At 65.2% G+C, this 26,343-nt stretch carries 23 protein-coding genes and 2 pseudogenes; 11 read left to right on the forward strand and 14 right to left on the reverse strand.

The genetic code is table 11. The features are described 5' to 3' along the window. The first annotated feature begins 65 nt into the window (after window positions 1-65). Window positions 66-608, forward strand: coding sequence for an FKBP-type peptidyl-prolyl cis-trans isomerase (locus tag ACP7DD_RS22105; protein WP_426176992.1), 543 nt, complete (start codon window positions 66-68; stop codon window positions 606-608). Between the two features lie 77 nt (window positions 609-685). On the opposite strand, the gene ACP7DD_RS22110 is transcribed toward ACP7DD_RS22105, so the two are convergent. From ACP7DD_RS22110 to ACP7DD_RS22125, 4 genes are all read right to left on the reverse strand, one after another. Next, on the reverse strand, window positions 686-1,630 hold the full coding sequence (locus ACP7DD_RS22110) for a hypothetical protein (protein ID WP_426176993.1): 945 nt from the start codon (window positions 1,628-1,630) through the stop codon (window positions 686-688). Beyond that, window positions 1,630-4,305, reverse strand: coding sequence for a DNA mismatch repair protein MutS (gene mutS, locus ACP7DD_RS22115; RefSeq protein ID WP_426176994.1), 2,676 nt, complete (start codon window positions 4,303-4,305; stop codon window positions 1,630-1,632). Before mutS ends, ACP7DD_RS22110 begins: the two co-directional genes overlap by 1 nt. A 420-nt stretch (window positions 4,306-4,725) precedes the next feature. Then, window positions 4,726-5,133 carry an STY0301 family protein gene (locus ACP7DD_RS22120; protein ID WP_426176995.1) on the reverse strand — a complete coding sequence of 136 codons (408 nt, stop codon included), beginning with the start codon at window positions 5,131-5,133 and terminating at the stop codon, window positions 4,726-4,728. Then, window positions 5,130-5,525, reverse strand: a complete 396-nt coding sequence (locus ACP7DD_RS22125; RefSeq protein WP_426176996.1) for a BPSL0067 family protein — start codon at window positions 5,523-5,525, stop codon at window positions 5,130-5,132. Before ACP7DD_RS22125 ends, ACP7DD_RS22120 begins: the two co-directional genes overlap by 4 nt. Before the next feature lie 176 nt (window positions 5,526-5,701). On the opposite strand from ACP7DD_RS22125, the gene ACP7DD_RS22130 reads away from it, so the two are divergent. Continuing rightward, window positions 5,702-6,145 carry an NAD(P)/FAD-dependent oxidoreductase gene (locus tag ACP7DD_RS22130; protein ID WP_426176997.1) on the forward strand — a complete coding sequence of 148 codons (444 nt, stop codon included), beginning with the start codon at window positions 5,702-5,704 and terminating at the stop codon, window positions 6,143-6,145. A 215-nt stretch (window positions 6,146-6,360) separates the two neighbouring features. Continuing rightward, the gene (locus tag ACP7DD_RS22135; RefSeq protein WP_426176998.1) at window positions 6,361-7,068 is read left to right on the forward strand and encodes a PEP-CTERM sorting domain-containing protein; all 708 of its coding nucleotides are present in this window, start codon (window positions 6,361-6,363) and stop codon (window positions 7,066-7,068) included. A 53-nt stretch (window positions 7,069-7,121) separates the two neighbouring features. On the opposite strand, the gene ACP7DD_RS22140 is transcribed toward ACP7DD_RS22135, so the two are convergent. Next, window positions 7,122-8,102 carry an aldo/keto reductase gene (locus ACP7DD_RS22140; protein ID WP_426176999.1) on the reverse strand — a complete coding sequence of 327 codons (981 nt, stop codon included), beginning with the start codon at window positions 8,100-8,102 and terminating at the stop codon, window positions 7,122-7,124. A gap of 113 nt (window positions 8,103-8,215) precedes the next feature. Here ACP7DD_RS22140 and ACP7DD_RS22145 point away from each other — a divergent pair, with 113 nt between their 5' ends. Then, window positions 8,216-9,112 carry a LysR family transcriptional regulator gene (locus ACP7DD_RS22145; RefSeq protein ID WP_426177000.1) on the forward strand — a complete coding sequence of 299 codons (897 nt, stop codon included), beginning with the start codon at window positions 8,216-8,218 and terminating at the stop codon, window positions 9,110-9,112. On the opposite strand, the gene ACP7DD_RS22150 is transcribed toward ACP7DD_RS22145, so the two are convergent. The 6 genes from ACP7DD_RS22150 to cphA (ACP7DD_RS22175) all read right to left on the reverse strand — a co-directional run bounded on the left by ACP7DD_RS22150 (window position 9,109) and on the right by cphA (ACP7DD_RS22175) (window position 16,834). Continuing rightward, window positions 9,109-9,531, reverse strand: coding sequence for a hypothetical protein (locus tag ACP7DD_RS22150; RefSeq protein WP_426177001.1), 423 nt, complete (start codon window positions 9,529-9,531; stop codon window positions 9,109-9,111). The genes ACP7DD_RS22145 and ACP7DD_RS22150 overlap by 4 nt on opposite strands. 101 nt (window positions 9,532-9,632) lie before the next feature. Beyond that, window positions 9,633-11,315 carry an AMP-binding protein gene (locus ACP7DD_RS22155; protein ID WP_426177002.1) on the reverse strand — a complete coding sequence of 561 codons (1,683 nt, stop codon included), beginning with the start codon at window positions 11,313-11,315 and terminating at the stop codon, window positions 9,633-9,635. Between the two features lie 121 nt (window positions 11,316-11,436). After that, on the reverse strand, window positions 11,437-11,637 hold the full coding sequence (locus tag ACP7DD_RS22160) for a hypothetical protein (protein WP_426177003.1): 201 nt from the start codon (window positions 11,635-11,637) through the stop codon (window positions 11,437-11,439). A gap of 105 nt (window positions 11,638-11,742) precedes the next feature. Further along, entirely contained in the window at window positions 11,743-12,051 is a 309-nt protein-coding gene (locus ACP7DD_RS22165; protein WP_426177004.1) for a nucleotidyltransferase domain-containing protein, read from the reverse strand. A gap of 1 nt (window position 12,052) precedes the next feature. Continuing rightward, window positions 12,053-14,623 carry a cyanophycin synthetase gene (gene cphA / locus ACP7DD_RS22170; protein ID WP_426177005.1) on the reverse strand — a complete coding sequence of 857 codons (2,571 nt, stop codon included), beginning with the start codon at window positions 14,621-14,623 and terminating at the stop codon, window positions 12,053-12,055. Between the two features lie 33 nt (window positions 14,624-14,656). After that, window positions 14,657-16,834 (reverse strand): cyanophycin synthetase, encoded by a 2,178-nt coding sequence (gene cphA, locus ACP7DD_RS22175; RefSeq protein WP_426177006.1) that lies wholly within the window; start codon window positions 16,832-16,834, stop codon window positions 14,657-14,659. A 245-nt stretch (window positions 16,835-17,079) separates the two neighbouring features. Here cphA (ACP7DD_RS22175) and ACP7DD_RS22180 point away from each other — a divergent pair, with 245 nt between their 5' ends. From ACP7DD_RS22180 to ACP7DD_RS22190, 3 genes are read left to right on the forward strand one after another with little or no spacing between them, the layout of a single operon-like run. Beyond that, window positions 17,080-19,359: an ABC transporter transmembrane domain-containing protein gene (locus ACP7DD_RS22180; RefSeq protein ID WP_426177007.1), complete on the forward strand. Its 2,280-nt coding sequence runs from the start codon at window positions 17,080-17,082 to the stop codon at window positions 19,357-19,359. A 1-nt stretch (window position 19,360) separates the two neighbouring features. Further along, window positions 19,361-19,831 (forward strand): DUF1854 domain-containing protein, encoded by a 471-nt coding sequence (locus ACP7DD_RS22185; protein ID WP_426177008.1) that lies wholly within the window; start codon window positions 19,361-19,363, stop codon window positions 19,829-19,831. A gap of 13 nt (window positions 19,832-19,844) precedes the next feature. Beyond that, window positions 19,845-20,144 carry a YciI-like protein gene (locus tag ACP7DD_RS22190; protein WP_426177009.1) on the forward strand — a complete coding sequence of 100 codons (300 nt, stop codon included), beginning with the start codon at window positions 19,845-19,847 and terminating at the stop codon, window positions 20,142-20,144. Here ACP7DD_RS22190 and ACP7DD_RS22195 read toward each other — a convergent pair. Further along, on the reverse strand, window positions 20,134-20,271 hold the full coding sequence (locus ACP7DD_RS22195; RefSeq protein ID WP_426177010.1) for a hypothetical protein: 138 nt from the start codon (window positions 20,269-20,271) through the stop codon (window positions 20,134-20,136). The two genes, ACP7DD_RS22190 and ACP7DD_RS22195, sit on opposite strands and share 11 nt — an antisense overlap. Here ACP7DD_RS22195 and ACP7DD_RS22200 point away from each other — a divergent pair. Further along, window positions 20,270-20,425 (forward strand): annotated as a pseudogene (locus ACP7DD_RS22200) (GNAT family N-acetyltransferase); the annotation flags it as partial. The gene ACP7DD_RS22195 and the pseudogene ACP7DD_RS22200 overlap by 2 nt on opposite strands. Before the next feature lie 222 nt (window positions 20,426-20,647). Here ACP7DD_RS22200 and ACP7DD_RS22205 read toward each other — a convergent pair. Further along, complete coding sequence (locus ACP7DD_RS22205; protein ID WP_426177011.1) at window positions 20,648-21,385, reverse strand: Mut7-C RNAse domain-containing protein; 738 nt, start codon at window positions 21,383-21,385, stop codon at window positions 20,648-20,650. Window positions 21,386-21,595: 210 nt separating this feature from the next. On the opposite strand from ACP7DD_RS22205, the gene ACP7DD_RS22210 reads away from it, so the two are divergent. The 3 genes from ACP7DD_RS22210 to ACP7DD_RS22220 all read left to right on the forward strand — a co-directional run bounded on the left by ACP7DD_RS22210 (window position 21,596) and on the right by ACP7DD_RS22220 (window position 25,916). Next, complete coding sequence (locus tag ACP7DD_RS22210; protein WP_426177012.1) at window positions 21,596-23,383, forward strand: ice-binding family protein; 1,788 nt, start codon at window positions 21,596-21,598, stop codon at window positions 23,381-23,383. A gap of 25 nt (window positions 23,384-23,408) precedes the next feature. Next, a complete protein-coding gene (locus ACP7DD_RS22215) occupies window positions 23,409-24,557 on the forward strand; it encodes an OmpA family protein (protein ID WP_426177013.1) in 1,149 nt (382 codons plus the stop codon). A 240-nt stretch (window positions 24,558-24,797) separates the two neighbouring features. Next, window positions 24,798-25,916: an OmpA family protein gene (locus ACP7DD_RS22220; RefSeq protein WP_426177015.1), complete on the forward strand. Its 1,119-nt coding sequence runs from the start codon at window positions 24,798-24,800 to the stop codon at window positions 25,914-25,916. A 190-nt stretch (window positions 25,917-26,106) separates the two neighbouring features. Here the strand turns inward: ACP7DD_RS22220 and ACP7DD_RS22225 are convergent. Next, window positions 26,107-26,343: pseudogene (locus ACP7DD_RS22225) on the reverse strand (IS4 family transposase); the annotation flags it as partial.

The raw sequence follows: 26,343 nt of genomic DNA on the forward strand, positions 1-26,343 counted from the left end.
TTGTATGGGGTGGCGACGTGGTCGGAGGTATAATCTGCCTGCTAAAACGATGAAAGGATTGCACTATGAAGATTGCCAAGAACACAGTAGTCACGGTCAACTACAAGCTGTCGGACGCCCAGAACAACCTGATCGAGGACGGCAGTCAGCCCATGGTCTACCTGCACGGCGGATACGAAAATACGCTGCCGAAGATTGAAGAAGAGCTCGATGGAAAGGAAGTCGGCTATACGTCGACCCTGCAGATCGAGCCGGACGACGCCTTTGGCGACTACGACCCTGCGCTCGTCAAGGTCGAGCCGCGCAATCGCCTGCCTGAGCCGCTCGAAGTGGGCATGCAGTTCGAAGGCATGCCCGATTCGGCCGACGCCGGCGACGATGCGATGATCTTCACCGTCACGGACATTGCCGACGACAAGGTCGTCCTCGACGGCAACCACCCGCTGGCCGGCATGGCGCTGCGCTTCGAGCTGTCCGTCATCGACGTGCGCGCCGCAACCGACGAAGAGATCACGCACGAGCACGTGCATGGCGCGCATGGTCACCATCATGGCGATGACGACGAAGGCGATGCCGGCGACGAGTTCCGTACCCACCCGGTGCATTAACAGCGGTGTAGGCTAAAGCAAACTCAGTAGGGGTTCCCGCCTGCGCGGGAACCACTACCACCTCAGATCAGTGACACCTACTTCCCGTCCGCTGCATTCTTCAGCGTAAACGGTACCGCCGCCCCAGGCGTCACCTTCACTTCCACCGCACCCGATCCCAGGCTCAGATGGCCCAGGTTGCCGCGCCATTCGATATCCGGCGTGGTGTCGTTGTTGGCCGCCGTGTCGATCAGCAGCACCTTGCCGTTGAATTTCTGCGCCAGTGTGGCGATCTGGCGGCGCGGCTCGTCGAAGCCGTCGCGCCGGGTAGTGGCGCGGCCGAGCAGGGCGCGAAAACCGCGCGGCTGCTCCAGCGCCTTTACGTCGCCCTCCGAAAACAGCACGATCGCTTCGCGCTTCTCGCGCCTGGCCATGGCGAACAGGCGGTTCAGCCAAAAACGGTTGGCCACCAGCCGGTCCTCGTACTCGCTGTTGCGGCCGGCCTCCGGACGAAAATGGTTGTTGTTGGCCGGCAGGTTGACGGTCGCGTACAGCACGTCCCCCACTTCCCAGTGCGCGTTTTCGGCATAGGTGCGGAACTTGGCGCTGGCCGACAAACGCGTCACCGGCAGTTTGCGCGCGCCGAGCGAGGTTGGCTCGCTGAAGAACAGCTCGCGCAGGCGGTTCAGGCGTTCGATCGCGGTCGAGCGGCCCGCGGTGTTTTTGCATTCGCTCCAGTCGCTCGATCCCGGCACGACGATCATCGGCCGCTTGGCGTCGTCGAACATCTCGCGCCGCCGCTCGTACAGCTTGTCGCTGCAAGGCTCCTTCTCGCCCTTGATGCCGGTGACGACGACGAACGCCAGCGCCGACTCGCTTTCGTCGGCAATCGCGCGCTTCAGCTTTGCCTCGTCGCCGCCGTTGTTAAAGCTGTGGCCGATGACGCCGAACTGATGGCGGTCCGGATCCTTCGGCTCGGCCAGCAAGGCGCCGTGCACCGCCAGGGCTGCCACGGCAGCTGCAAACTGCAGGTAGCGGGCCATCACGCGGACAAGCGCTTGAGCTGGTACAGCTGGTCGAGCGCTTCGCGCGGCGTCAACGCGTCAGGGTCGATCGCCGCCAGCGCCGCCAGCAGCGCGCTGCCGGCCGGCGCGCCGTCGCCGGCGGCCGTGTCGTCATCTGCCTCCGGCTCGACGCATGGCAGCGCGAACAGGTCCAGCTGCGGCGTTGTTGCCAGCGCCTGCGACTCGAGCCGCGCCAGGTGCTTGCGCGCCGCCTTGATCACGCCTTGCGGCACGCCGGCCAGCTGCGCGACCTGCAGGCCGTAGCTCTGCGAGGCCGGCCCGGGCTGCACCGCGTGCAGGAACACGATGCTGTCCTTGTGTTCGACCGCCGACAGGTGCACGTTGGCCGCGCTCGGGTGGCTCTCCGGCAGCTGGGTCAGTTCGAAGTAGTGGGTGGCGAACAGCGTGAAGCTGCGCGACGCGTCGATCAGGTGGCGCGCGATCGCCCACGCCAGCGCAAGGCCGTCGAAGGTCGACGTGCCGCGCCCGACTTCGTCCATCAGCACCAGCGAATGCTCGGTGGCGCCGTTCAGGATCGCGGCCGACTCGGTCATCTCGACCATGAAGGTCGAGCGGCCGCCGGCCAGGTCGTCGGTGGCGCCGATGCGCGTGAAGATGCGGTCGACCGGGCCGATCGTGGCGCTGGCGGCCGGCACGTAGCTGCCGATGTAGGCCAGCAGCGTGATCAGCGCGACCTGGCGCATGAAGGTCGATTTACCGCCCATGTTCGGGCCGGTGATCAGCAGCAGCCGGCGCTCGTCCGAGAAGCAGCAATCGTTGGCGATGAAGCGCTCGATCTGGTTCTCAACCACAGGATGGCGGCCTTCGCGGATATCCAGGCACGGCTCGGCCACCAGCTGCGGCGCCGACCAGTTGTGCTGCAGCGCGTGGGTGGTCAAGGCGGTCAGGGTGTCGAGCTGCGCCAGGCCCTGCGCGATCGTCTGCAAGCTGGCGATGTGCGGCGCCAGGTCGGCCAGCAGCTGGTCGTACAGCAGCTTCTCGCGCACCAGCGCCTTGTCTTGCGCCGACAGTGCCTTGTCCTCGAACACCTTCAGCTCCGGCGTGATGTAACGCTCGGCGTTCTTCAGCGTCTGGCGGCGGCGGTAGTCGTCCGGCACCTTGTCGGTCTGGCCGTGCGTGACTTCGATGTAGAAGCCATGGACCTTGTTGTATTCGACGCGCAGATTGGCGATGCCGGTGCGGGCGCGCTCGCGCGTCTCGAGGTCGACCAGGAACTGGCCGGCGTTTTCCGACAGGCCGCGCAGTTCGTCGAGTTCGGCGTCGAAGCCGCGTGCGAATACGCCGCCGTCGCGCACCATCGCCGCCGGCTCTGGCGCCACCGCGCGGCTCAAGAGGTCCAGGCAGGCATCGGGCGTTGCCAGCGCGTCGTGCACGGCCGCCAGCAGGCTCGCTTCGCCGGCGATAAAACACTGCTGCACGCTGCGGCGCAGGGCCGGCAGCTGCTTGAGGCCATCGCGCAGGCAGGCCAGGTCGCGCGGGCGCGCCGACAGCAGCGCGATGCGCGTGGTGATGCGTTCGATGTCGGGCACCTGGCCGAGCGTGGCGGCGAGGGCGCCGCTGGTGTCGCTGGCGGCCAGCGCGCCGATTGCCGCATGCCGCGCGCGCGCCACGTCCTGGTCGCGCCGCGCGTGATGCAGCCAGTGGCGCAGCATGCGCGAGCCCATCGCCGTGCGGCATTGGTCGAGCAGCGAGAACAGCGTCGGCGACTCCTGGCCGCGGATCGTTTCGGTCAGTTCGAGGTTGCGGCGGGTGGCCGCGTCGAGGCCGATGAATTCGTTTTCCGATTCGGTCGTCAGGCTGCGCACGTGCTGCAGGCCGCGACCCTGGGTCGACTGGGCGTAGCGCAGCAGCGCGCCGGCGGCGCCGAACGCGGCGCCCAGGCCATCGGCGCCGAAGCCGGTGAGGGTGGCCACGGCCAGCTGGTCGAGCAGCGCCTTGTGGCCGCCGACGACGTCGAAGTGCCAGTCCGGCACCCGCTGCGTGTGCGCCATCTCCTTGTCGGCGAACAGGTCACCGAGGTCGGCGCCGTCGCCGCGCAGGATTTCGGCCGGCGCGATGCGTTCGAGTTCCTGCTGCAGGCGCACGCCGACGGTGCGGCTGTCGCCCGAGAACTCCATCAGCTTGAGTGCGCCCGACGCGAGCGACAGCCAGGCCAGGCCGGTGGTGACGATCTTGCGCTGGCTGATCATGCATATGGCCAGCAGCGGGCGTTCGGCTTTTTCCGGCAGCAGGTCGGCGTCCGTCAGCGTGCCTGGCGTGACGACCCGCATGACCTTGCGCTCGACCGGGCCCTTGCTGGTGGCCGGGTCGCCGATCTGTTCGCAGATGGCGCACGACTCGCCCAGCTTGACCAGCTTGGCCAGGTACGGATCGAGCGAATGGAACGGGATGCCGCACATCTTGATCGGATTGCCGTTGGAGGCACCGCGCGCGGTCAGCGTGATGCCGAGGATGCGCGACGCCTTTTCGGCATCCTCGTGGAACAGCTCGTAGAAGTCGCCCATGCGGTAGAACAGCAGCATGGTCGGATAGTCGGCCTTCAGGCGCAGGTACTGCTGCATCATGGGCGTGTGCTTTTCGCCCGCGCCGTTCTTGATGGCGGCTGCGTTGATTTCGGTAGGAACTGTGCTCATTTCTTCTTTATCGGTATGGCGCTGGCGGCCCGGGTGTATGCCGGCATTTTACCGCTTTCGGGCTGCTCATCCGTCGAAACTGCTGAACGGGCGAACCACGCCGGAGAAATCACGAACATGGTTGATCAGCAACAGCGCGGCGGGATCGATTGCTCAAACGCGTCTGTTGCCATTGACCAGGCTCTGCCTCATTGTCGCCTTGCGTGATCGCCTCCGGAATATCCCTGAACGTGACGACGCAGCCGCCGCCTTCCGTGGCCGAAAATTTGACTGGGTTTCGCATGTTGGTGTCCATGCACAATGGCCGCATGCTGTTGCAGCGCTCTGAAAGTATCGGGGAGCAGAATGATCCGAGCTCGCCGGCCATCAGCAGGGATGGGCGGTTCCGGTAATGGCTGAGCAGCCGCGCGAATTGTCGGGCTAGCGGCAGTTTGCCGAGATATCAACGGTGAGTCCACGCTCCCGACGCGTTACCGTGCAGCTGGTCGCCACATCAGGCAGGCGTTTGGCGATTTGAAGCGCCGATGTTGCGCCATAGCCGCACCACAGCCACTTCTCTTCTCCGGCCTCGAACCTGCTTACCGATGTGCTGCCGTTCCGCACTTTGCGGTCATCGCCCCGCAAGTATGCGTGGCGCTGCGGATCGCCGCGCATTAAGCCTCCCTCGGCCAGGCGCGCGGGCGCCGGAGCAAGCGCCTTCCAGCCGGCCGGTGCCGCCGTGACGCCAACACCATGTAGAAGCGGAGGACATACAACCGGTGCCCCGTGGGCTGCACCGGTCAACGCGAGGGCCGCCAAGGCGGTAGTCCAGTGCAATGGGCGCATCATAGTTCGATCACGTGGAACGCCTGGGCTGAATCGCTCAGGCTGGTAAACAGGACGGCGGCGCGCGTGGTGTGGCCTGGCTCGATCCGGCGCCGGCCTATCCGCCTCTTGGCCAAAAACTGCTCCATAGCGTGGAACCCGGCACCGGCCGTAGCGATATACAGTGCGGCGTGATTGCCTGTCTTCAAGCCTGGATAGCGCCCGTTGACGAAGGTGGCAATTGCGGTGCCGCGTGGAAGGTGATTGACGTCGACCACTAGCTCCCCGGCGCGCCAGCGGCTAGTATGCACCTCGGCGAGCGCCGGGATGTACTTCTTGATGAGAGCGGCGCAACCGCCGTCGCCGGCCTTTTGTTGATGCTGCAGCTGATCGACATTTTTAAAAACGAAAGGCATCGTTCCTCCAGTAGTTAAATTTCTACTGTGGCGAATCCTCTGGATAAGGTTCTGTGCGGAAACAATCGACGGCTCGACGTGACGCAAGAGACTGTGTTCTCGCGATAACTAAAAAGCCGCACTAGGCGGCTTATTGTTGTGCTCTCATTTGCTGCCTAAACAGCCACGCGGCGCGCGTGCACGTCGTCATTCGCGGCGACGGCCTGGCCGCCAGCATGTCGAACTACCTGGTCGAGCGCATCGCCGCCTTGCCCAACATCGTCGTGCATGCGCACACCGAAATCACCGGACTGGAAGGCGACGAGCACGGCGTGGCGCGCGTCCATTGGCGCAACCGCGACAGCGGCGCCGACCAGTCGCATCAAATCGGTTGGGTGTTTTTGTTCATTGGCGCCGATCCGCATACCGGGTGGCTGGCCGATTACGGCGTCGGCCTCGATGAGAAAGCCTTCATCCGCTCCGGCGAATTGATCTCGTGCTGCCGTGTTCATCCCTTTCCTTTTCCCCGATGCTGCCTCGACGGCCGGGCCGCACGGCAGTGCAATCGTGTGACCGAAGACAGAATGATCAGATTAAATAGGAAAAATGGATGGTACTGCAAAACATCACTCCGTTGCTGAATAACATTTATCCGCCTCAGCATTATCTTGATTAAATAATGACAATTGGAAATGAAATCAACAAGTTACTATTGCAGATAATGTCGAATTTCTTTACATCAGATTGTAATGTTGCTATAAATTAATTATAAGTCGTTGATGTTAAACGATGTTCAGTATCAGGAACAGTTTATGCTTTATGTGAAACCACAACCAACTATATCTGAGAGGAAATTATGAAAAACTTTACATTTCGCAAGATCGCGGCCGCCGCTGTGTTATTCGCTAGCGCAAGCGCCAGCCATGCCAGTCTCATTCTCATCGCGCCTGAGAACTTTGGCGGCACCGGCCTCGGCGCCGTCAACACCATCCTGACCATCCAGGGCCGCAACAATGCCGCGTCCGAGGCTGGCGGCGTCGGCTATGCCGCAACGGGCGACTTCATCACCGGCACCGATGCCAAGACTGGCAACTCGCAAACGCAGACGCGTTCGCTGGGTCAACTTGGCATCACCAGCGGCAGCACGCTGCGCGTCGTTTTCAACGCGACCGAGAATGACAACCTGATCAATCTGACCGGCCTGACGCTGACCATTTATGATCTGACCGGCGTCGCCCGGTTCGTCGCGAATCTGGACAAGGCCTACAACAACCTGTCGACGCAGTCGGGCATCGGCAATTCGGGCTTTGTGTTTGGACTGAACCAGGCCGAAGCGCTCGAAGCGCAGCAAAACGTGTTCAGTCAGGCGGGCTTCCAACAGTTCCGCCTCGGCCTGTCCGCGCTGGCGACCGGTTTTAGCGGCGGCAATGAGACCTTCTTCGCCGCCAATTCAGCGGCTGGCGGCGGCGGCGCCGCCGGAGGCACCGTGCCAGAGCCAGGTACCGTTGCACTGATCGGCCTTGCGCTGGGTGGCCTGGCACTGTCGCGCCGCAAACGCGCCTGATCGTTGCGGCCAGCACGCGCCGGCGAACGATGCCGGCGCAGCCTGTCTGACCGTTAGCGGTCGACCGTCGCCATCCGCGCTGCGTTGTAGCGCGGACCGGCGACGATCGACAGGGCGCCTTCGAGTTGCGCCATGTCCGCCACGCTGAGCGAGATGTCGGCGGCGGCAACGTTTTCTTCAAGATATGCGCGGCGCTTGGTGCCGGGAATCGGCACGATGTCCTCGCCCTTGTGCAGCGCCCACGCCAGCGCAATCTGTGCCGGCGTCACCCCTTTCGCCGCACCCATGTCCCGCACCACCGACGCTGCCGCCATGTTGGCATCGTAGTTGGCGCCCTGCAGGCGCGGGTCGAGATGGCGGAAGTCCGATTCCTGATACTCTTCGGCCCGTTTCGCGGTTCCGCTCAGGAAGCCGCGTCCAAGCGGGCTGAACGGCACCAGGCCGATGCCGAGCTCGCGCAGCACCGGCAGCACGTCCGCCTCCAGGTTGCGCTCCCACAGCGAGTACTCGCTTTGCAGCGCGCTGATCGGATGGACTGCGTGGGCGCGGCGGATATTGCCGACGCCAGCCTCCGACAAGCCGAGGAAGCGCACCTTGCCTTGCTGAACCAGGTCGGCCATGACGCCGACCACGTCCTCGATTGGCACCTGCGGGTCGATCCGGTGCTGGTACAGCAGGTCGATGTAGTCGGTGCCGAGGCGCTTGAGCGATCCTTCCACTGCCTCGCGAATATGTGCCGGGCGGCTGTCGAGGCCGGTACTGTCGCTGCCATCGAGCTTGAAGCCGAACTTGGTGGCGATGACGACGTCGTTGCGCCGGCCCTGCAGCGCCCGGCCCAGCAGCAGTTCGTTGTCGTAGGGCCCATATACTTCGGCCGTGTCGAACAGGGTCACGCCCAGTTCGATCGCGCGGCGGATCGTGGCGATCGACTCGGCCTCGTCGGCCGGGCCGTAGGCGGTGCTCATGCCCATGCATCCGAGTCCCAGTGCCGAAACGGCCAGCCCGTTTGTACCCAGGTTGCGCTGCTTGATCATCGTGTTCTCCTCAGTGTTAAGTGTGAAGCCAGTATCGTTCTAATTCGCCATGTACACAATTCAGTTAAAATGCAAAGGATTGTTGAAGCAAACGCAATGGTGAGGGTCGAAAGATGCAGATGTTGCGGGAAATGGCGATCTTCGCGCAGGTCGTCGACAGCGGCGGCTTTTCGGCCGCCGCGCGCCAGCTCGGGCTGACCACGTCGGCGGTCAGCCGCCATGTGTCGCGGTTGGAGGCGCACCTCGGCGGGCGGCTGTTGCAACGCACGACGCGCTCGTTGGCGCTCACCGAGCTGGGCGGGCACGTGCATGCCGCGTGCGCGCGCATGCTTGGCACCGCGCGCGAAATCCATGCGCTGGCGGGCAACTACAGCGCGCGGCCCAACGGCGTCATCCGCGTCACCGCACCGGTCGCGTTCGGCCAGGTGTGGCTGGCGCCGAAGCTGCCGGGCTTTCTGGCGCTGTATCCGGAAGTCAATGTGCACCTGACCCTGGTCGACCGCATTGTCGACCTGATCGAAGACGGCGCCGACCTGGCCATCCGCATCACCGCCGAAGTGGCGCCGGGCCTGGCGGCGCGGCCGCTGTGCGCGATGCGCTACCTGCTGGTGGCCTCGCGCGGCTACCTGGCCGAGCACGGCGCGCCGCTCACCCCGGAGGCGCTCGCCGCGCACCGCTGCAGCCACGTCGGCGCCCCGTTCGACGGCCCCTGGACGGTGCAGCGCGGCGACAGCGTGGTCAGCGTCAGCGTGCCGGCGCGCGTGACGATCAACAACAGCGCGGCGATCCTGGCGATGGTGGAAGCGGGCGGTGGCATCGGCCTGGTGCCGGACTTTACGGCGCGCGCCGCCTTGGCGGCAGGCCGGGTGGTGCAGGTATTGCCGGACTGGCGCTTGTGCGAACCGTATGGCGGCGCCGTGCACGCCGTCTACATGCCTGGCAAACACCTGGCGCTCAAAGTGCGCGCGTTCATCGACTACGTCGTCGCCGCCCACGCCGACGCCGGCTAGCCGGCGTCGCCACGCGCTGCGATGCGGCGAAGCTCCGTCGCGATGAGCTTGCGCAGATTTTCCTTGTGCATCTCGGCCGTGCGGCGGGCGCGCGACAGCGCTTCGCCGCTGATGTCGATCTGTATCGGCGTGGCCGCGGGAAACACAATCGACGGCGCCAGCAGCTGCAGCATGCGCTGCGTCGATTCGGGGCTGGCCAGCGTGGCCGCCAGTGTCTCCACCGGCTGGGTGATCGATTCCAGCTGGTGCCATCTGGCGCGCTCGGCGACGACCTGCGCCATGTAGGTCGAGTGTCCCGTCATCGCCGCGACGCGCTCGACTTCGCCCATCGCCTCGGCCAGCGCGCCGAGCGCCGTTTCAAGCCGTCGCGCGGCGTCAAGGCACGCGTTGGGCGCGGAGGAATCGTCTGTGCTGTTCATGATCATGTCCTGGCAGTGGATCGGGCTAGTATTTTGCGCCGCATCGCCTGTGGCGGACGCACGCATGGTCCCCGCTGAGGCGGCCGGACGCCGTGCACGAATTAACCGGTAGCCACGCTGCCCTCCTGCTCGATGACGGCGCGCCGCAGGATCTTGCCGACGTTCGATTTCGGCAGCGGCTCGTCGCGAAACACGACAATTTTCGGCACCTTGTAGGCTGCCAGGTTGGCCCTGCAATGTTCGATCAGGTCGGCTTCGGCGAGGTGCGGGTCCTTGCGCACCACCACCACCTTGACGACCTGGCCGGAGCGCTCGTCCGCCGCGCCGATCGCCACCGCTTCGAGCACGCCCGGGTGGGCCGCCACCACTTCTTCGACCTCGTTCGGAAACACCTTGAAGCCGGAGACGATGATCATGTCTTTCTTGCGGTCAAGCAGGCGCACGTAGCCCTGCTCGTCCATGGCGCCGATGTCGCCGGTGCGCAGCCAGCCGCCGGGCGCGAACACCATCGCCGTTTCGTCCGGATTGTTCCAGTAGCGCTGCATCACCTGCGGGCCGCGCACGCAGATTTCGCCCGGTTCGCCCAGCGGCAGCGGCGTGCCGGCGTCGTCGAGGATGGCAACTTCGGTCGACGGAATCGGCAGGCCGATGGCGCCGGTGAAGTGGCCCGCGTCGAGCCGGTTGGCGCAGACGATCGGCGACGTCTCGGTCAGGCCGTAGCCCTCGGTGACGTGGACGCCGAAACGCTGCTGCCAGCGTTCGGCCACGCTGCGCTGCATCGCCATGCCGCCGGCTACCGCCAGCTTCAGCGTGCCGGTGGCGGCGTCTTCCACGCCGCGCGTGTCGAGCAGCGCGCGAAACAGCGTGTTGACGCCGACGATCGTGCTCGGCCTGGTGTGCTTCATCTCCTTGACCAGTGCCGGCAGGTCGCGCGGGTTGGTGACGAGCACGTTGGTCGCGCCCAGCCGCATGAACGCCAGTGTGCAGGTCAGCGCGAAGATGTGGTACAGCGGCAGCGGCACCAGCGCCACCTCGCGCCCGGGCGTGAGCACGCCGCGCACCCATGCCTCGGTCTGCAGCACGTTGGCCACCAGGTTGGCGTGGCTCAGCACGGCCGCCTTCGGCACGCCGGTGGTGCCGCCGGTGTATTGCAGCAGGGCAGTGTCGGCGCCGTTGATTGCCACCGCGGACATGTCCAATGCGGCGCCGGCGCGCAGCACGTCGTTAAAGTCGAGCGCGCCGTCGATGTGCCATTCGGGCACCATGTGCTTGACGTGGGCGACGACGAAATTGGTCAGCAGCGCGCGCGGCAGGTGCAGCATGTCGCCGACCCTGGTGGTGATGACGATGCGCACCAAGGTCGACGGCAGCACCTGCTGCACGATATGGGCGAAATTTTCCAGCACCACGATGCAGGTGGCGCCGGAGTCGACCAGCTGGTGCAGCAGTTCGCGCGCGCTGTACAGCGGGTTGGTGTTGACCGCAACGCAGCCGGCGTGCAGCGCGCCGAACAGCGCGACCGGATATTGCAGCAGGTTCGGCAGCATGATGGCGACCCGGTCGCCTTGCTGCAGGCCGGCCGTGTGCCGCAGGTAGGCGCCAAACGCGCGCGCCTGCTGGTCGAAGCGCCGGTACGTCAGGGCGGCGCCCTGGTTGGCGAACGCGTCGCGGTCGGGCCAGGCGGCGACCGAAGGCGCAACGAGCGCCGGCAGCGAGCGGAATGCGGCCGTGTCGACCTCGGCCGGCACGTCGGGCGGGTAGCTGCGCAGCCAGGGCTTTTCCATGTGGTCACCTCGGGTCGATCGGCACGCGCACGCGCCATACCAATCTACCTTGCGCCACCGGCGCGGGCGTCACCTGATGCACATCAATCGAGCGTGGCGCGCTGGCCGAAGCCGGCCGGGCTTACCACTCGAGCGGTGTTTGCTTGCCCATGTTCAAATTATCGTGGCGACGGCGCTGGCGTTTCAGCGATGTTGAAGTTGCCGGCACGTTTTGCGCGGCGCCGCGGCGGTCTGCCGGCGCGCGCGCCGTCGGGCCACGCGGCGCCGTCGAATCGGCGGCGGCGTGGTAGTCGGTAGTTGATTCCAGCGAGAAATCCAGCATGGCAGCCTCCAGGGCAATAAGCTGCATTCAGGATAGGGCGATGGCGGGAGAGCGGTACTGAGCGAACCCAAGCGCAATGGCATGTCGCCAAGGACTTCATGAGGATCACGCGTTGGCGGCGTAGAGAACTTTCCCATTTCTAAGAATGTGTTCGGTCAGAGCGGGATTGTCGATTTGGCGAAACAAGCAAAGGTCCACTGAGTACGGCAAAAGCAGATCGTCGATGTCGTTTTCGATTATCAATAAATCCGCATCCGTCACGGCCTCGTCCATGATGGACAGGTCAATCTCCGAAGACTGGCGGAAATTGCCTTTGGCGCGAGAACCGTACAAGCGCACTTCGGTTACCGGCGAATGGCTTTTAACGCCTCGCGCGAGGCCCCTTGAACCGGTCAGGTCCGCGATTCGGGTCATCTCAACCCTCGGCGATGCGCGCCGCGATATGTGCCAGCGCTTCGTCGACCTGGTCGATCAGGATCAGGCACAAGTCGCCTTCCGCCAGCCGCGCCAGTGCCGTGTCGATGGCGATGAATTCGCCATTGATCTGGTCGATGTGCGTGGTGCGCGCGGCGCCGGCCAGGCCTTCGCGCAGCAGGCCGAGCACTTCGCCGTCTTCGCGCCCGCGCTGGCAGGCATCCTGGTACAGCAGCACGTCGTCAAAGGCGGCGCCGAGGATCTCGGTCTGCTGGCGGATGTCTTCGTCGCGGCGGTCGCCGGCACCGCTGATCACCACCGAGCGGCGCTTGGCCGGCATGCTTTCGACGGCGCCGACCAGCGCGGAGATCGCGTCGGGGTTGTGGCCGTAGTCGGCGATCACGGTCGCGCCGCGGTAGTCGAACACGTTGAAGCGGCCCGGCGCGTTGTCGTTCTCGCTGGCGAACGACTTCAGGCCGGCGCGGATCGATTCCCACGTCATGTTCACCGCCCACGCCGCCGCCACCGAAGCGAGCACGTTATCGACCTGGAAGCCGATGGTGCCGTTGCGCGTGATCGGCACGTCCGACAGCGGGGCCGTGTAGATCGTCTTGCCTTGCGACGCGACCAGCTGGCCGTTCTCGACGTAGACCACGCGATGGCCGCGCGCGCGGTGCATCGACATCACCGGATGCTGCACGTCGGCGGTAAAGAAGGTAACGGCGCCGCGGCAGTTCTCGGCCATGCCGACCACCACCGGATCGGCGGCGTTGAGCACTGCCATGCCGTGGTCGGAGACGTTCTGCACGATGACGCGCTTGAGCACCGCCAGGTCTTCGACGGTGGTGATGTAGTTCAGGCCGAGATGGTCGCCCGCGCCGATGTTGGTCACCACGGCGACCTGGCAGCGGTCGAACGCGAGGCCTTCGCGCAGCATGCCGCCGCGCGCGGTTTCGAAAACGGCGGCGTCGACGTCGGGATGGAGCAGCACGTTGCGCGCGCTGCGCGGGCCGCTGCAGTCGCCGCTGTCGATGCGACGCCCTTCGATGTAGACGCCGTCGGTGTTGGTCATGCCGGTGCGCAGGCCGCCGGCGGTGAGCAGGTGCGCGATCAGGCGCACCGTGGTGGTCTTGCCGTTGGTGCCGGTGACGGCGATGACCGGGATGCGGCCGTCGTCGCCATCGTCGAACATCGACGAGATGATCGCTTCGCCGACCGGGCGGCCCTTGCCGAAGGAGGGCGACAGGTGCATCCGCAGGCCCGGCGCGGCGTTCACTTCGACCACGCCGCCGCCTTGTTCTTCGATCGGTTTGAGCACGCTGTCGCACACCAGGTCGACGCCGCAGATGTCCAGGCCCACCATGTGGGCCGCGGCGACCGCGCGCGCGGCCACTTCCGGATGGACGTCGTCGGTGACGTCGGTGGCGGCGCCGCCGGTCGACAGGTTGGCGTTGTTGCGCAGGATGACGCGCCCGCCGCGCGGCGGCACCGAATCAGCTTGATAACCTTGGGTGGCCAGGCTGGCCAGCGCGATGTCGTCGAAGCGGATCTTCGTCAGCGGCGTGGTGTGGCCGTTGCCGCGGCGCGGATCGAGGTTGACGCGGTCGACCAGCTGGCGCACGGTGAGCACGCCGTCGCCGGTTACCTGCGGCGGATCGCGGCGCGCGGCGGCGATCAGTTTGCCGCCGACGACCAGCAGGCGGAAGTCGTTGCCGGGCAGGTAGCGCTCGACCAGGATATCGTCGCGAAATTCCGATGCCGCGGCAAAGCCGGCGTGCATCTGTTCCTTGGTGGTGATGTTGACGGTGACGCCCTTGCCCTGGTTGCCGTCCTTCGGCTTGATTACCACCGGCAGGCCGATCTCGAGCGCGGCGGCCCAGGCGTCGTCGGCGTCGAGCGCCACGCGCCCGTGCGGCACCGGCACGCCGGCCGCGTCGAGCAGCTTCTTGGTCAGTTCCTTGTCCTGGGCGATCGCTTCGGCGATGGCGCCGGTGCGGTCGATCTCGGCGGCCTGGATCTTGCGCTGGCGGCTGCCCCAGCCAAACGTCACCAGGCTGCCGTCGGTCAGGCGGCGAAACGGGATGTTGCGCGCCACCGCGGCCTGCACGATAGCGCCGGTCGATGGCCCCAGGCGCACGTCTTCATCGAGCTCGCGCAGCTGCGCCAGCGCCGCTTCGATGTCGAACGCGGTGTCGCCGCTGGCGGCCTTGACCAGCTGCTCGGCCAGCTCGAGCGCCAGGCGCCCGACGGCTTCTTCGGAATATTCGACGACCACCTGGAAGATACCGGGCTCCATCGTCGACGTGGTGCGGCTGAAGGTCACCGGGCAGCCGGCCTGCGCCTGCAGGTCGAGCGCAGCCAGTTCGAGCACGTGGGCCATCGGGATGGTGTCGTTGTGGCCGGTCGGCTGCAGCGGCGACAGCGCCGGGAAGCGTGCGCGCAGGCGGGTTTCGAAACCGGCGAGGTTGCCGACCCACTCTTCGTCCGGGGTGCAGGCGACGATCGCCTCCACCGACGTGTGGTGACTCCAGAGGTTGGGGCCTCGCAGCGCCCGTACGCGTGATACTTGCATAAACCGTGTTCCTGTCCTGCTTAGTTAATTAGATTAATGAGTCGATTGTTTTGGACTGGCGTCGAAGGTGCGCAGGCCGGCGGCCAGCAGCGCCGGCTCGACGTCGAGCGCCCACGCCGCGGCCACCGCCGCCAGCACGCTGGCAGGGTACTTCGCGGTGGCGCTCTTGAGTGCCGCCAGCGGCAGCAGGGCGGTTTCGTCGGCGCCGCTGGCCAGCACGATGGCGCCGGCGCGCACGAACACGGCGCGCTTGCCGTCGGCGCGCTGGCGAACCAGTACCGCGTTGTCCGGATCGACGGCATAGAAAATGACTTCGCCGTCGCACAGGTCGGCCAGTTCGGCCACCGCAGCGTCGTCGGCGTTGAGCACGGCGGCGCCGTGCGGCAGGATCACGTCGACCTGGGTGCGCACCACGTTGGCCATGTCGTCGGCGTCGCGGATGTAGAACTCGGCAAGGTCCGCCATGCCCTCCATGTCGGTGACGATGCCGACCTGGCACTTGTCGTAGGCCAGGCCCTCGGCCAGGATCATCCGCGCGTTGCTCTCGAAGACGGCGGCGTTCAGGGTGCGGTTGATCAGCAGGCGCTGGCCGGTTTTCCAATTGATGCAGTCGCCGCTGACGACCTTGCGGTGGTCGAGATACATGCCCTGGCCGCTGACGACGCCGACGTGCACGCCGGTCAGGTTGACCAGGCAGCCGAGCAGGCGCGCGATCAGGCTCGTGCCAAGCGTGCCTGTGACGCCGACGATCGGGATGCGGCCGCTGTCACCCGGCTCGAACAGGTGCGCGATGATGGCGGTGCCGACCGGCCGGGCTTGGCCGTTGGCCGGCTTCAGGTGCGCCAGCAGTCCAGGGCTGGCATTGACTTCGATGATGGCGCCTCGCTGCTCGTCGAGCGGGCGCGAGATGTCTTCGCACACCAGGTCGACGCCGGCGATGTCGAGGCCCACCACGCGCGCGGCCAGCGCCGCCGCATCGGCGATCGACGGATGGATGTTGTCGGTGACGTCGAGCGAGACGTTGCCGTTCGGCTGGATCAGCACCTTCTGGCCGCTAAGGGGGACGGAGTACGCCGTCATGCCCTGGCGTTCCAGTTCGAGGATGATCTCGGCGCCTTTTTCCGGCGCCAGCGCGTTCAGCGGCGAATCCTCGCCGCTGCCGCGGCGCGGGTCGGTGTTGATCTGGGCGTCGACCAGCGCGATGATGTTGGCGGCGCCGTCGCCGGTGACCCACAGCGACTCGCCCTTGGCGGCGGCCACCACCTGCTTGCCGACCACCAGGATGCGGTGCTCGTCGCCGGCGATGAAGCGCTCCACCAGCACGCTCTTGCTGTCGCCCTTGCGGCTGGCGAGGTGGTAGGCGGCGACGACGTCGGCCTCGCTCATCAGGTTGAGCGACACGCCGCGCCCGTGGTTGCCGTCGTACGGCTTGACCACTACCGGCAGGCCGATGTCCTGCGCCTCTTCCCACGCTTGTTCGGCGCTGCGCACCAGCGCGCCCTCCGGCACCGGCACGCCGCACGACTTGAGCAGCGTCTTGGTCAGGTCCTTGTCGCTGGCGATGCTCTCGGCAATGGCGCTGGTGCGGTCGGTTTCGGCGGTCCAGATGCGGCGCTGCGCGGCGCCGTGGCCCAGCTGCACCAGGTTGCCGTCGGTCAGGCGGATCGACGGAATCTTGCGCTCGGTGGCCGCTTCGACGATGTGCGCGGTCGACGGACCCAGGCAGTGCTCGTCGACCAGTTCCTTCAGCTTCGCCACGCTGGCGGCGAGGTCGAATGCGGCGCCGTCGATGGCGGCGAGCAGCAGCTCGCGGCCGGCGGCCAGCGCCGCCAGGCCAACATGTTCGTCGCGGGTGCGAAACGCCATCTTGTAGATGCCGGTGTCGCCGGTCGAGCGCGTCTTGCCGAAACCGGTGCGCATGCCGGCCAGGTTTTGCAGTTCCAGCACCACGTGTTCGAGGATGTGGGCGGCCCAGGTGCCTTCGCGCAGGCGCTCGAGGAAGCCGCCGTGCTCGCCGACGCCGCAGCGGTGCACGACCAGGCCCGGCAGCGAGTCGACCAGCCGCTCGTACAGCCCCGGGATCAGGTTCGACGGCAATTCTTCCAGCGCGCCGATATCGACCACCGCCTCGATGACCGGGCGGTAAGTCCAGATGTTGGGGCCGCGCAGATGCGTCACGCGGAGCAGGGCAAGGTCTTTCGTCTTGATCATGTAGATTATTTCTTGATAACGGCCGCCGGCGCCGGCCGTGCTGAGGCTGTGCCTGTGTTTGACTGCATCTGGCTGCACCCGAGGAAACCGGGGCTTCCTGAGGCACTTCCTGTTGTATACTTGCTGTAACGAAGCTTACCGCGCCGAACCAATTTCTGCCAGTCTGGATGCGCTTGCGGTGTCCGTCCCCTTTTTTGCATTTTCCCTTATTCCGAGAACACTTGCCTGTAACGGGCGGCACGACAATGACATCTCAACAACTAGTTTCCCCAGCGCTGCTCCCGGTTGCGGCCAGTTTCCTGCCCGATCAGTGGTTGCCTGACGTCGAGAAAAAACTCTTACCAGGGGAGAACGTTTTAACCAGCGTCGAGGTTGACCTCGATGCGAAATTGCGCTTTACCAAGGGCATCGTCGTCGTCACCGACCGCCGCCTGATCGCGCGCGCACCGGGCGAATCGGAGTGGCGCGAGTGGAGCTACCGGCCCGGCCTGCAGCTCAAGCACCACGATCACGCCGGCGTCGGCCACCTCGAACTGCTCGACCAGCAGGGCCGGCTGGCCGCCTGGCGCTTCACGCTGGGGCAGAACCTGCAGGCGATCCGCGTGCTCGACCATTTCCGCGAGCAGCAGCACAGCTACGCCAGCGGGCGGCAGGTAGCAAAGCCGGAACAGAACGTCTGCCCGAGCTGCAAGGCGCCGCTCGAGCCGGACGAGGAAGAGTGCCCGATCTGCACCAAGGTGCTGTACACGCCGCCGTCGACGTGGACCCTGTTCCGCCTGTGGCGCTTTGCCAAGCCGTATCAGGGCCAGCTGGGGCTGGGCTTTTTCCTGATGCTCGCCAGCACCGCCGCGCACATGATTCCGCCGTACCTGACGATGCCGCTGATGGACAACGTGCTCATTCCGTTCCAGAACGGCCAGCCGGTCGACCAGAACCTGGTGTGGTTATATATGTCGGGCCTGCTTGGCGCGGCCGTGCTGGCGTGGCTGCTGGGCTGGTGGAAGACGTACGTGCTGGCGCTGGTGTCGGAACGGATGGGCGCGGACCTGCGTTCGGCCACCTACGAACACCTGATGAAGCTGTCGCTCGAATTTTTCGGCGGCAAGCGCACCGGCGACCTGATGTCGCGCATCGGCAGCGGCAGCGACCGCATCTGCGTGTTCCTGTCGCTGCACCTGCTCGACTTCGCCTCCGACGTGCTGATGATTATCATGACCGGCGTGATCCTCTGTTCGATCAATCCGATGCTCGCCGTCATCACGCTGGTGCCGCTGCCATTCATCGCCTGGATGATCCACCTGGTGCGCGACCGCCTGCGCACCGGCTTCGAAAAGATCGACCGCGTGTGGGGTGAAGTGACCAACGTGCTGGCCGACACGATTCCCGGCATCCGCGTGGTCAAGGCGTTCGCCCAGGAAAAGCGCGAGGCAGTCCGTTTCCGCGAAGCCAACAAGCACAATCTCGCCGTCAACGACAAGCTCAACAAGGTGTGGTCGCTGTTCTCGCCGACGGTGTCGTTCCTGACCGAGCTCGGCCTGCTGGTGGTGTGGGTGTTTGGCATCTTCCAGGTGTCGACGGGCGAGATCACCGTCGGCGTGCTGACCCTGTTCATCACCTACAGCAGCCGCTTCTACGGCAAGCTCGATTCGATGAGCCGCATCGTGTCGGTCACGCAGAAATCGGCCTCCGCGGCAAAGCGCATCTTCGACATCCTCGACCATGTGTCGAGCGTGCCGGAGCCGGCCAACCCGGTCAAGCTCGACAACATCGAGGGACGCATCGACCTGCGCGAAGTCGGTTTCCGCTATGGCAACCGGGCGGTCAACCGCGGCATCACGCTCAACATCAAGGCCGGCGAATTCGTCGGCCTGGTCGGCCACAGCGGCTCGGGCAAGAGCACGCTGGTCAACCTGATCTGCCGCTTCTACGACGTCTCCGAAGGCGCCATCTTGCTCGATGGCGTAGACATCCGCTCGTTCGCCGTGTCCGATTACCGCCGCAACATCGGCCTGGTGCTGCAGGAGCCGTTCCTGTTTTTCGGCACCATCGCCGAGAACATCGCCTACGGCAAGCCTGGCGCCAGCCGCGAAGAGATCATCGCCTCGGCGCGCGCGGCGCACGCCCACGAATTCATCTTGCGCCTGCCGCAAGGCTACGACTCGATGGTCGGCGAGCGCGGCCAGGGCCTGTCCGGCGGCGAGCGCCAGCGCATCTCGATCGCGCGCGCGCTGCTGATCGACCCGCGCATCCTGATCATGGACGAGGCCACCTCGTCGGTCGACTCGGAAACCGAAAAGGAAATCCAGAAGGCGCTCGACAACCTGGTGCAGGGCCGCACCACGATCGCCATCGCGCACCGCTTGTCGACCTTGCATCGCGCCGACCGGCTCGTCGTGCTCGACCGCGGCGTGGTGGTGGAGCAGGGCAGCCACGACGAGCTGATGGCGCGCGAAGGCGCCTACTACCGGCTGTACGAGGCGCAGGCGCGCAACGTCGACGGCGACATCGACGACAAGGACGAATAAAATGGCGACCAGCACATTTCAGTTAAGCCGCGACAGTTTCGGCGCGCTCGAACTTACCGCCGACGACGGCGTGCTGCACCACGGCGTGTCGCCGGTGCGCGCCTTTCCGATCCAGTCGCCATCGCAAGGCATCTCGCTGGTGCTGCACGACGGCAAGGAAGTGGCGTGGATCGACGACCTGGCCGACCTGCCGCCGCCGATCCGCGCGCTGTTGCAGGAAGAACTGAACGGGCGCGAGTTCATGCCCGAGATCAGCCACATTGCCAGCGTCAGCAGCTACGCCACGCCGTGCACCTGGTTCGTCAAGACCGACCGCGGCGATACCGAATTCGTCCTCAAGGACGAGGGCGACATCCGCCGCATCGGCGACGCGTCGCTGCTGGTGGCCGACAACCACGGCATCCACTTCCTGGTGCGCAACATGTTCACCATCGACAAGCACAGCCGCAAGATTCTCGACCGCTTTTTGTAACCAAGGAGTTCGCATGCATTACCTGTTGTGTTATGACCTGGCGCCAGACTACCTCGAGCGCCGCGGCGAATTTCGCACGCCGCACCTGCAGCTGGCATGGGACGCCCAGGCGCGCGGCGAGCTGGTGCTGGCCGGCGCGCTGTCCGACCCGGCCGACCAGGCGATGCTGGTATTCCAGGCCGACAGCCCGGACGTGGTGGACGCGTTCGCCAAGGCCGACCCTTACGTCACGCACGGGCTGGTGACGAGCTACCGCGTGCGCCCGTGGAACACGGTCGTCGGCGACCTGGCGTTCACCCCGGTCAAGGGTTGAGCGCGCTGCGCTGGTCGTACTCGCTCGACGGGATCGACCTGGCGGAGCTGTCGGCGCTGTTCGAGGCGTCGCCGCCGATGGGCAACAAGCAGCCCGCGGATCTGAAGATCGCTTTCGTCAACAGCATGTTTGTGTGCTTCGTGCACGACGGCGCCGCGCTCGTTGGCGTTGGCCGAGCGCTCGCCGATGGCGTCTACGTTGCCTATCTGGGCGACATCGCCGGGCTGCCGTCGCACCGTGGGATCAGCCTGGGGAAGCAAATCGTCGCCGAACTGCTGCGCCTTTGCGCCGGCCACAAGAAAGTCATCCTCTATTCAGTGCCCGGCAGGGAAGGGTTCTACGAACAGTCGGCTTCCGGCGCATGCGCACCGCGATGGCGATCTGCGAGAACCAGGACGCCGCCATGGAGCGCGGCTACGTCGAGTCCGGCCCGGCGCATCGTCCCATCGGGGTCTGACCCTGTTTTTGGGGAAATGTGTGCGTTTACCGTCCCGCGATTACCGTTAGTAGGGAGCTTGCAGCAGCGCGCTCATGCGCCGCCAGTGCGATCCCTTCCAGTACACCCGGTGGCACACGTCGCAGCTGCTGAACTCGTGAAGCAGTTCGGGCACGCTTGGCGGCAGGCGCTCGAACACCGCGGCCTTGGCGGCGCGGCGCAACGGCGCGTTGCAGTGCAGGCACAGCGAAAAAGGCGCGGCGTCGGCGCGCAGGCGCAGGCGGTCGAGCACCTCGGCCAGCTGCGCCGCCGGCCGCAGCGCATGCACGTAGCGCCCGTGCGCGATGCTGCGCCGCTTGAGCAGCTCGCGGTCGCGCGTCAGCACCACCCGCTGCTCGGCGCCGGCGATCTGCTCGATCTCATCGTCATCGAAGCCGTTGTCGTACAGCGTGTCGAAACCGGCCATGCGCAACAGGCGCGCCAGGCCGCCGAGGTGGGCGTCGGCGATGAAGCGCCGCGGCGCCGCGGCCGGCGCACGCAATTGCGCCATCGCGCCGACGTCCAGCATGGCAAAGCGCGGATACACCGCCACCCGGTCGCCATCGCGCAGCGGCCAGTCGAACGGCGCCGGCGTGCCGTTCACCAGCACCAACTCAACTTCCGTATGCGGCACCCCCAGCGCTTCAATCATGTGCTTGGCGCTGGCACCCTGCGCGCAAGCGCCGGCGAACGACCGCTGCCGCCGCGCCGGGGCCAGGAACACGTTTAGCTCACCGTAGAACCGAAAGGCAGACATGACGGACATTGCGAGCATATAAAGTGTTGTTAATCGGTGTAAATGTTTCTGTCTTTCAAGCTAAGCGCGTTACCGAACATACTCGTTGTCCCCAACAAGTAATAGTGAACGTCAATAGTCGATTGCCAACGTTAGATCAACCAACCGTGTTTTCGATCCACCGCGTGAACCCACTCGGTGTTGTCCGAAAAGCTACAGCTACCAAAAGAAGGAAATACCATGAACGCTCTGAAGCGCTATTCCAGAACTCTATGTTGCGCCGCCGGCTTCCTCGCCGCCGCGCTCGTCGCCGGTTGCGGCGGTGGCGGTGACCAGGGCCGCGATCCGATCCTCGGCCTGCCGGCCGCCGATCTCGTCAGCGTGGCAGTGACCCCGGCGACCGCCTCGGTCGCCATCGGCGCCAGCCAGAAGCTGGTCGCCACCGCCACCTACACGGACGGCTCGTCGCGCGACGTCAGCGTCGGCGCCGCATGGACCTCGGCCACCCCGGCTGTCGCCACCGTCAATGCCACCTCCGGCGTCGCCGTCGGCGTCAGCGTCGGTAACGCCGTCGTCACCGCGGCCTTCAGCGGCAAGAGCGGCTCGTCGACCCTGACCGTGCTGCCAGCGGCGCTGGTGTCGATCGCCGTGCTGCCGGCGAACCCGTCGGTCAACATCGGCGCCTCCCAGCAGTTCAGCGCGATGGGCACGTTCAGCAACAACACCACGCGTGACATCACTGCGCTGTCGACCTTCCGCTCGGCCACCACGACCGTCGCCACGATCGACGCCGTCACCGGCCGCGCTCTGGGCTTAGCTGCCGGCACGTCGGTGATCAGCGCGACCTCCGGCGCCCTGTCGGGCAGCACCACCCTGACCGTCAACCCGGTTACGCTGGTCTCGCTGGCACTGACGCCACAGGCGCCAGTGCTGCAAATTGGCGCCGTGCGCCAGTTGACGGCGACCGCAACGTTCTCGAACGGCACTACCGCCGACGTCACCAGCGCCACGTCGTTCACGTCGAGCTTCGCCGGTAACGCCTCCGTCGGCCTGGCCAATGGCCTGGTCACCGGCGTCGCCGCCGGTTCGTCCGTCGTGACCGCCAGCTACAACGGCCAGAGCGCCACCACCACCGCCACCGTGATCGCCAACGTCGCCCTGACGCGCATCGTCGTCACTCCGGCCAGCGCCAACGTTGCCCTCACCGGCACCCAGCAGTACACCGCCACCGCCACCTACTCGGATAACTCCACCGCGAACGTCACCTCGACCGTGACCTGGACGTCGAGCAACACCGCCATCGGCACCGTGCTCAACACCGGTGTCGCCACCGGCGTCGCCACCGGCACCACCACCATCACGGCAACTTCCGGCCTGCTGTCTGGTAGCGCAAGCTTGACCGTCGGCGCCGCCGTGCCACCACCTGCCTCGGCACCAGTCAACCTGGGCCGCGCTACCAGCTTTGCGGTTCTGGCCGGCACCGCGCTGACCAACAACTCGGGCGGCACTACCTTGATCACCGGCGACGTCGGCTCGCCGTCGCAAACCACCGATCCGACCATCGCTGGTCCTTACACTAACTACAAATCGGGCGCCGAGCTGACCAATGCACTGGCTGACCTGCAAGTTGCCATCACCGACGCCAACAGCCGTACCTGCGACGTCAGCTCGGCCAGCGGCATCGACCTCGGCGGCGCTACGCTGAGCCCTGGCGTGTACTGCTACGCCGGCTCGATCAGCATCACCGGCACGCTGACCCTGAACGGCCCTGGCGTGTACATCTTCCGCACCCAGACCACGCTGAACACGACCGCCAATTCGATCGTCGCCCTCAACAACGGCGCCACCGCCGACAACGTGACCTGGGTGCCGGTCGGCCCGACCACGTTGGGCGCGAACAGCGTCTTCAAGGGTTCGGTACTCGGTCAGTCGGCCGCCATCACCGTCGGCGACAACACCACGCTGCTCAACGGACGCGTGCTGTCTGGCGCCGCTGTGACCCTGCGCAACAACCAGATCACTAAATAATCACCTACCGAATCCGGAGAATCATATGAAATCAGCTAACAAACTGGGCACGCTGACCGCGGTCGCATGCGCCATCCTGGCCAGCCAGGCTGCCTGGGCAGGTGAAGACACCTTCGTCAACCCGGACTGGGCCAATAGCGCCTGGTACGTCGGCGCCGGCATCGGCAAGTCGCGTGCCGCCATCGACGACGAGCGCCTGATCCGCAGCCTGACCGCCAACGGCGCCACGCTGACGAGCTTTACTACCGACGAGCGCGGCACCGGCGGCAAGCTGTTCGTCGGCAAGCAGCTGAACCAGTACTTCGCCATCGAGGCCGGCGTGTTCGACCTCGGCAAGTTCGGCTTTAACTCGACCACGTCGGGCAACGGCGCGCTCAACGGCGAAGTCGGTTTTCGCGGCGTCAACCTCGACCTGGTCGGCCAGCTGCCGCTGTCGCAGCGCTTCTCGGTGTATGCCCGTGCCGGCATGAACTACGCCAAGGCCAGCCCGCACTTCACCGCCAACCGCCTGTACGCGGTGACCAATCCGAACCCGAGCGAGCGCAAGCTCAACGCCAAGGCCGGTCTCGGCCTGGAATACAAGTTCAGCGAAGCACTGGCAGTGCGCGCCGACGTCGAGCGCTACCGGATCAACGATGCGGTCGGCAACCGTGGCGACGTCGACATGGCGTCGATCAACCTGGTCTACAAGCTGGGCCGCCCGGCCGCGCGCCCGGTCGTCTACACGCCGCCGCCGGTAGTTGCCGAGCCGATGCCGGCCCCGCGCGTCGTCGAAGCAGCACCGCCGCCGCCGCCAAAGCCGCAGCCGGTGTCGGAGAAGGTGTCGTTCTCGGCCGAATCGCTGTTTGACTTCGACAAGTCGATCGTCAAGGCTGACGGCAAGGCAGCGCTGGACGGCTTGCTGGCCAACCTGCAGGGCATGAACACCGAAGCGATCGTGACCGTCGGCCACACCGACTCGATCGGCACCGACGCCTACAACGCCAAGCTGTCGCTGCGCCGCGCCGAAGCGGTCAAGGCCTACCTGGTATCGAAGGGCGTCGACGCTGCACGCGTGTTCGTCGAAGGCAAGGGCGAGACCCAGCCGGTGGCGGACAACAAGACTGCCGAAGGCCGCGCCAAGAATCGCCGCGTGACTGTCGAGGTAGTGGGCACCCGCACGACGATGAACTAACAACCGGACTCGCTGTTGTTTTATTGCCACAAATTGTTCGCATTCTATTTGCTATGAGTGTTAGCGAACAGAGCAGAAAGTGTAAAGCGGCAATAGTAGAGTCCAACGTCGAAACACAAAACGCTCGACCGCATAGTTTCCCGCCACCGCTAGAGGCGGTAGGCAACGGGAAGAAATTAAAGCTGAATACCAACCATTAACAACATCAATACGGATAAAAAAATGAAACTTGCTCAAAAAATGATCTCCTTGACCGCAATCGCCGCAGCCGTTCTGGCTAGCCAAGGTGCAATGGCGCAAAGCGACTTCGTCAACCCTGACTGGGCGAACCACGCGATGTACATTGGTGCAGGCATCGGCCAGTCGCGCGCTTTCGTCGACAACTCGGACATGTTCCGTCGTTTTGGTTCGACCGGCACGATCAACTCGTTCACCCAGGACCACAAAGACACCGCCGGCAAACTGCTGATCGGTAAGCAACTGAGCCGCAACTTCGCTGTCGAAGCCGCTTACTACGACCTAGGCAAGTTCACCTACGCCGCGTCGACCTTCAACGGTGGTTCTCTGGTGCGCAACTTCGGCGCCCGTGGCGTCAGCCTGGACCTGGTTGCCATGCTGCCAATGTCCGAGCGTTTCTCGGTCTACGGCCGCGTCGGTGGTAACTACTCCCGCGTTGTCGACCAGTTCATCAACAACCGCGGCTACCGCGGCGGCGACGACCGTGCCAAGAATTTCCAGCCTAAAGCTGGCGTCGGCGTAGAATTCAAGTTCACCGAAGCGCTGGCAGTGCGCGGCGAAGTCGAGCGTTATCGCCTGAAGGATGGCCTGGAAAACCGTGCTGACGTCAACGTCGCGTCGATCAACCTGGTCTACAAGCTCGGCCGTCCAACAGCTCGTCCAGTCGTCTACACGCCGCCGCCAGTCGCTGAGCCAATGCCAGCACCGCGCGTCGTCGAAGCACCGGCGCCTGCACCAGCACCAGCCCCGGTGGCAGTGTCGGAAAAGGTTTCGTTTTCGGCCGAGTCGCTGTTTGACTTCGACAAGTCGATCGTCAAGGCCGACGGCAAGGCAGCACTCGACGGCCTGGTCGCTAACCTGGCCGGCATGAACACCGAAGCCATCGTGACCGTCGGCCACACCGACTCGGTCGGTACCGATGCTTACAACCAGAAGCTGTCGCTGCGTCGCGCTGAAGCCGTCAAGGCTTACCTGGTGTCGAAAGGCATCGAAGCATCGCGCGTCTACGTTGAAGGCAAGGGCGAGTCGCAGCCAGTTGCTGACAACAAGACCGCTGAAGGCCGCGCCAAGAACCGTCGCGTGACGGTTGAAGTGGTCGGCAGCCGCACCGTCACCAAGTAATCCAGGTTCATTCCTGTAAAAGCCGCCCGGTGCAAGCCGGGCGGCTTTTTTGATGGGCCGGCGCTTTGCAACGCCTTTCCGATGCCCCAGACAACATCGGGGTCAGACCTAGGTCTGACCCCAAATTGCGCTTTGCAACGCCTTTCCGATGCCCCAGACAACATCGGGGTCAGACCTAAATGCCGCTAAGTTAAGCTTTTTTTCCCTCAGTCGTCTTTTTCGTCAATCGTTTTTCGGGATAGCGCTGCGCTACTGCTTTAACGACCCGGGCGAACTTTCGTCCGGGTCGTTGGGCTTTCAGGTCTAGTACCAGCCTTTCACGCAATCGCTTCAGTATTGCAGGAAGTTTTCCCTGCGCGGTGGCCGGCCCGATCATTAGCAGTTCGTTCTGTATGGTGACCAAGGCCAAGGTAAAACTGATTTCGGT

This window comes from Massilia sp. TWR1-2-2 (assembly GCF_049897565.1).
Taxonomy (GTDB): domain Bacteria; phylum Pseudomonadota; class Gammaproteobacteria; order Burkholderiales; family Burkholderiaceae_D; genus JAFCUW01.

Bases quoted from the DNA above. Each gene is read 5' to 3' on its own strand.
- ACP7DD_RS22105 (WP_426176992.1), top strand. From the start codon at position 66: ATGAAGATTGCCAAGAACACAGTAGTCACGGTCAACTACAAGCTGTCG.
- ACP7DD_RS22110 (WP_426176993.1), bottom strand. From the start codon at position 1,630: ATGGCCCGCTACCTGCAGTTTGCAGCTGCCGTGGCAGCCCTGGCGGTG.
- mutS (WP_426176994.1), bottom strand. From the start codon at position 4,305: ATGAGCACAGTTCCTACCGAAATCAACGCAGCCGCCATCAAGAACGGC.
- ACP7DD_RS22120 (WP_426176995.1), bottom strand. From the start codon at position 5,133: ATGATGCGCCCATTGCACTGGACTACCGCCTTGGCGGCCCTCGCGTTG.
- ACP7DD_RS22125 (WP_426176996.1), bottom strand. From the start codon at position 5,525: ATGCCTTTCGTTTTTAAAAATGTCGATCAGCTGCAGCATCAACAAAAG.
- ACP7DD_RS22135 (WP_426176998.1), top strand. From the start codon at position 6,361: ATGAAAAACTTTACATTTCGCAAGATCGCGGCCGCCGCTGTGTTATTC.
- ACP7DD_RS22140 (WP_426176999.1), bottom strand. From the start codon at position 8,102: ATGATCAAGCAGCGCAACCTGGGTACAAACGGGCTGGCCGTTTCGGCA.
- ACP7DD_RS22145 (WP_426177000.1), top strand. From the start codon at position 8,216: ATGCAGATGTTGCGGGAAATGGCGATCTTCGCGCAGGTCGTCGACAGC.
- ACP7DD_RS22150 (WP_426177001.1), bottom strand. From the start codon at position 9,531: ATGAACAGCACAGACGATTCCTCCGCGCCCAACGCGTGCCTTGACGCC.
- ACP7DD_RS22155 (WP_426177002.1), bottom strand. From the start codon at position 11,315: ATGGAAAAGCCCTGGCTGCGCAGCTACCCGCCCGACGTGCCGGCCGAG.
- ACP7DD_RS22160 (WP_426177003.1), bottom strand. From the start codon at position 11,637: ATGCTGGATTTCTCGCTGGAATCAACTACCGACTACCACGCCGCCGCC.
- ACP7DD_RS22165 (WP_426177004.1), bottom strand. From the start codon at position 12,051: ATGACCCGAATCGCGGACCTGACCGGTTCAAGGGGCCTCGCGCGAGGC.
- cphA (WP_426177005.1), bottom strand. From the start codon at position 14,623: ATGCAAGTATCACGCGTACGGGCGCTGCGAGGCCCCAACCTCTGGAGT.
- cphA (WP_426177006.1), bottom strand. From the start codon at position 16,834: ATGATCAAGACGAAAGACCTTGCCCTGCTCCGCGTGACGCATCTGCGC.
- ACP7DD_RS22180 (WP_426177007.1), top strand. From the start codon at position 17,080: ATGACATCTCAACAACTAGTTTCCCCAGCGCTGCTCCCGGTTGCGGCC.
- ACP7DD_RS22185 (WP_426177008.1), top strand. From the start codon at position 19,361: ATGGCGACCAGCACATTTCAGTTAAGCCGCGACAGTTTCGGCGCGCTC.
- ACP7DD_RS22190 (WP_426177009.1), top strand. From the start codon at position 19,845: ATGCATTACCTGTTGTGTTATGACCTGGCGCCAGACTACCTCGAGCGC.
- ACP7DD_RS22195 (WP_426177010.1), bottom strand. From the start codon at position 20,271: ATGCTGTTGACGAAAGCGATCTTCAGATCCGCGGGCTGCTTGTTGCCC.
- ACP7DD_RS22205 (WP_426177011.1), bottom strand. From the start codon at position 21,385: ATGTCCGTCATGTCTGCCTTTCGGTTCTACGGTGAGCTAAACGTGTTC.
- ACP7DD_RS22210 (WP_426177012.1), top strand. From the start codon at position 21,596: ATGAACGCTCTGAAGCGCTATTCCAGAACTCTATGTTGCGCCGCCGGC.
- ACP7DD_RS22215 (WP_426177013.1), top strand. From the start codon at position 23,409: ATGAAATCAGCTAACAAACTGGGCACGCTGACCGCGGTCGCATGCGCC.
- ACP7DD_RS22220 (WP_426177015.1), top strand. From the start codon at position 24,798: ATGATCTCCTTGACCGCAATCGCCGCAGCCGTTCTGGCTAGCCAAGGT.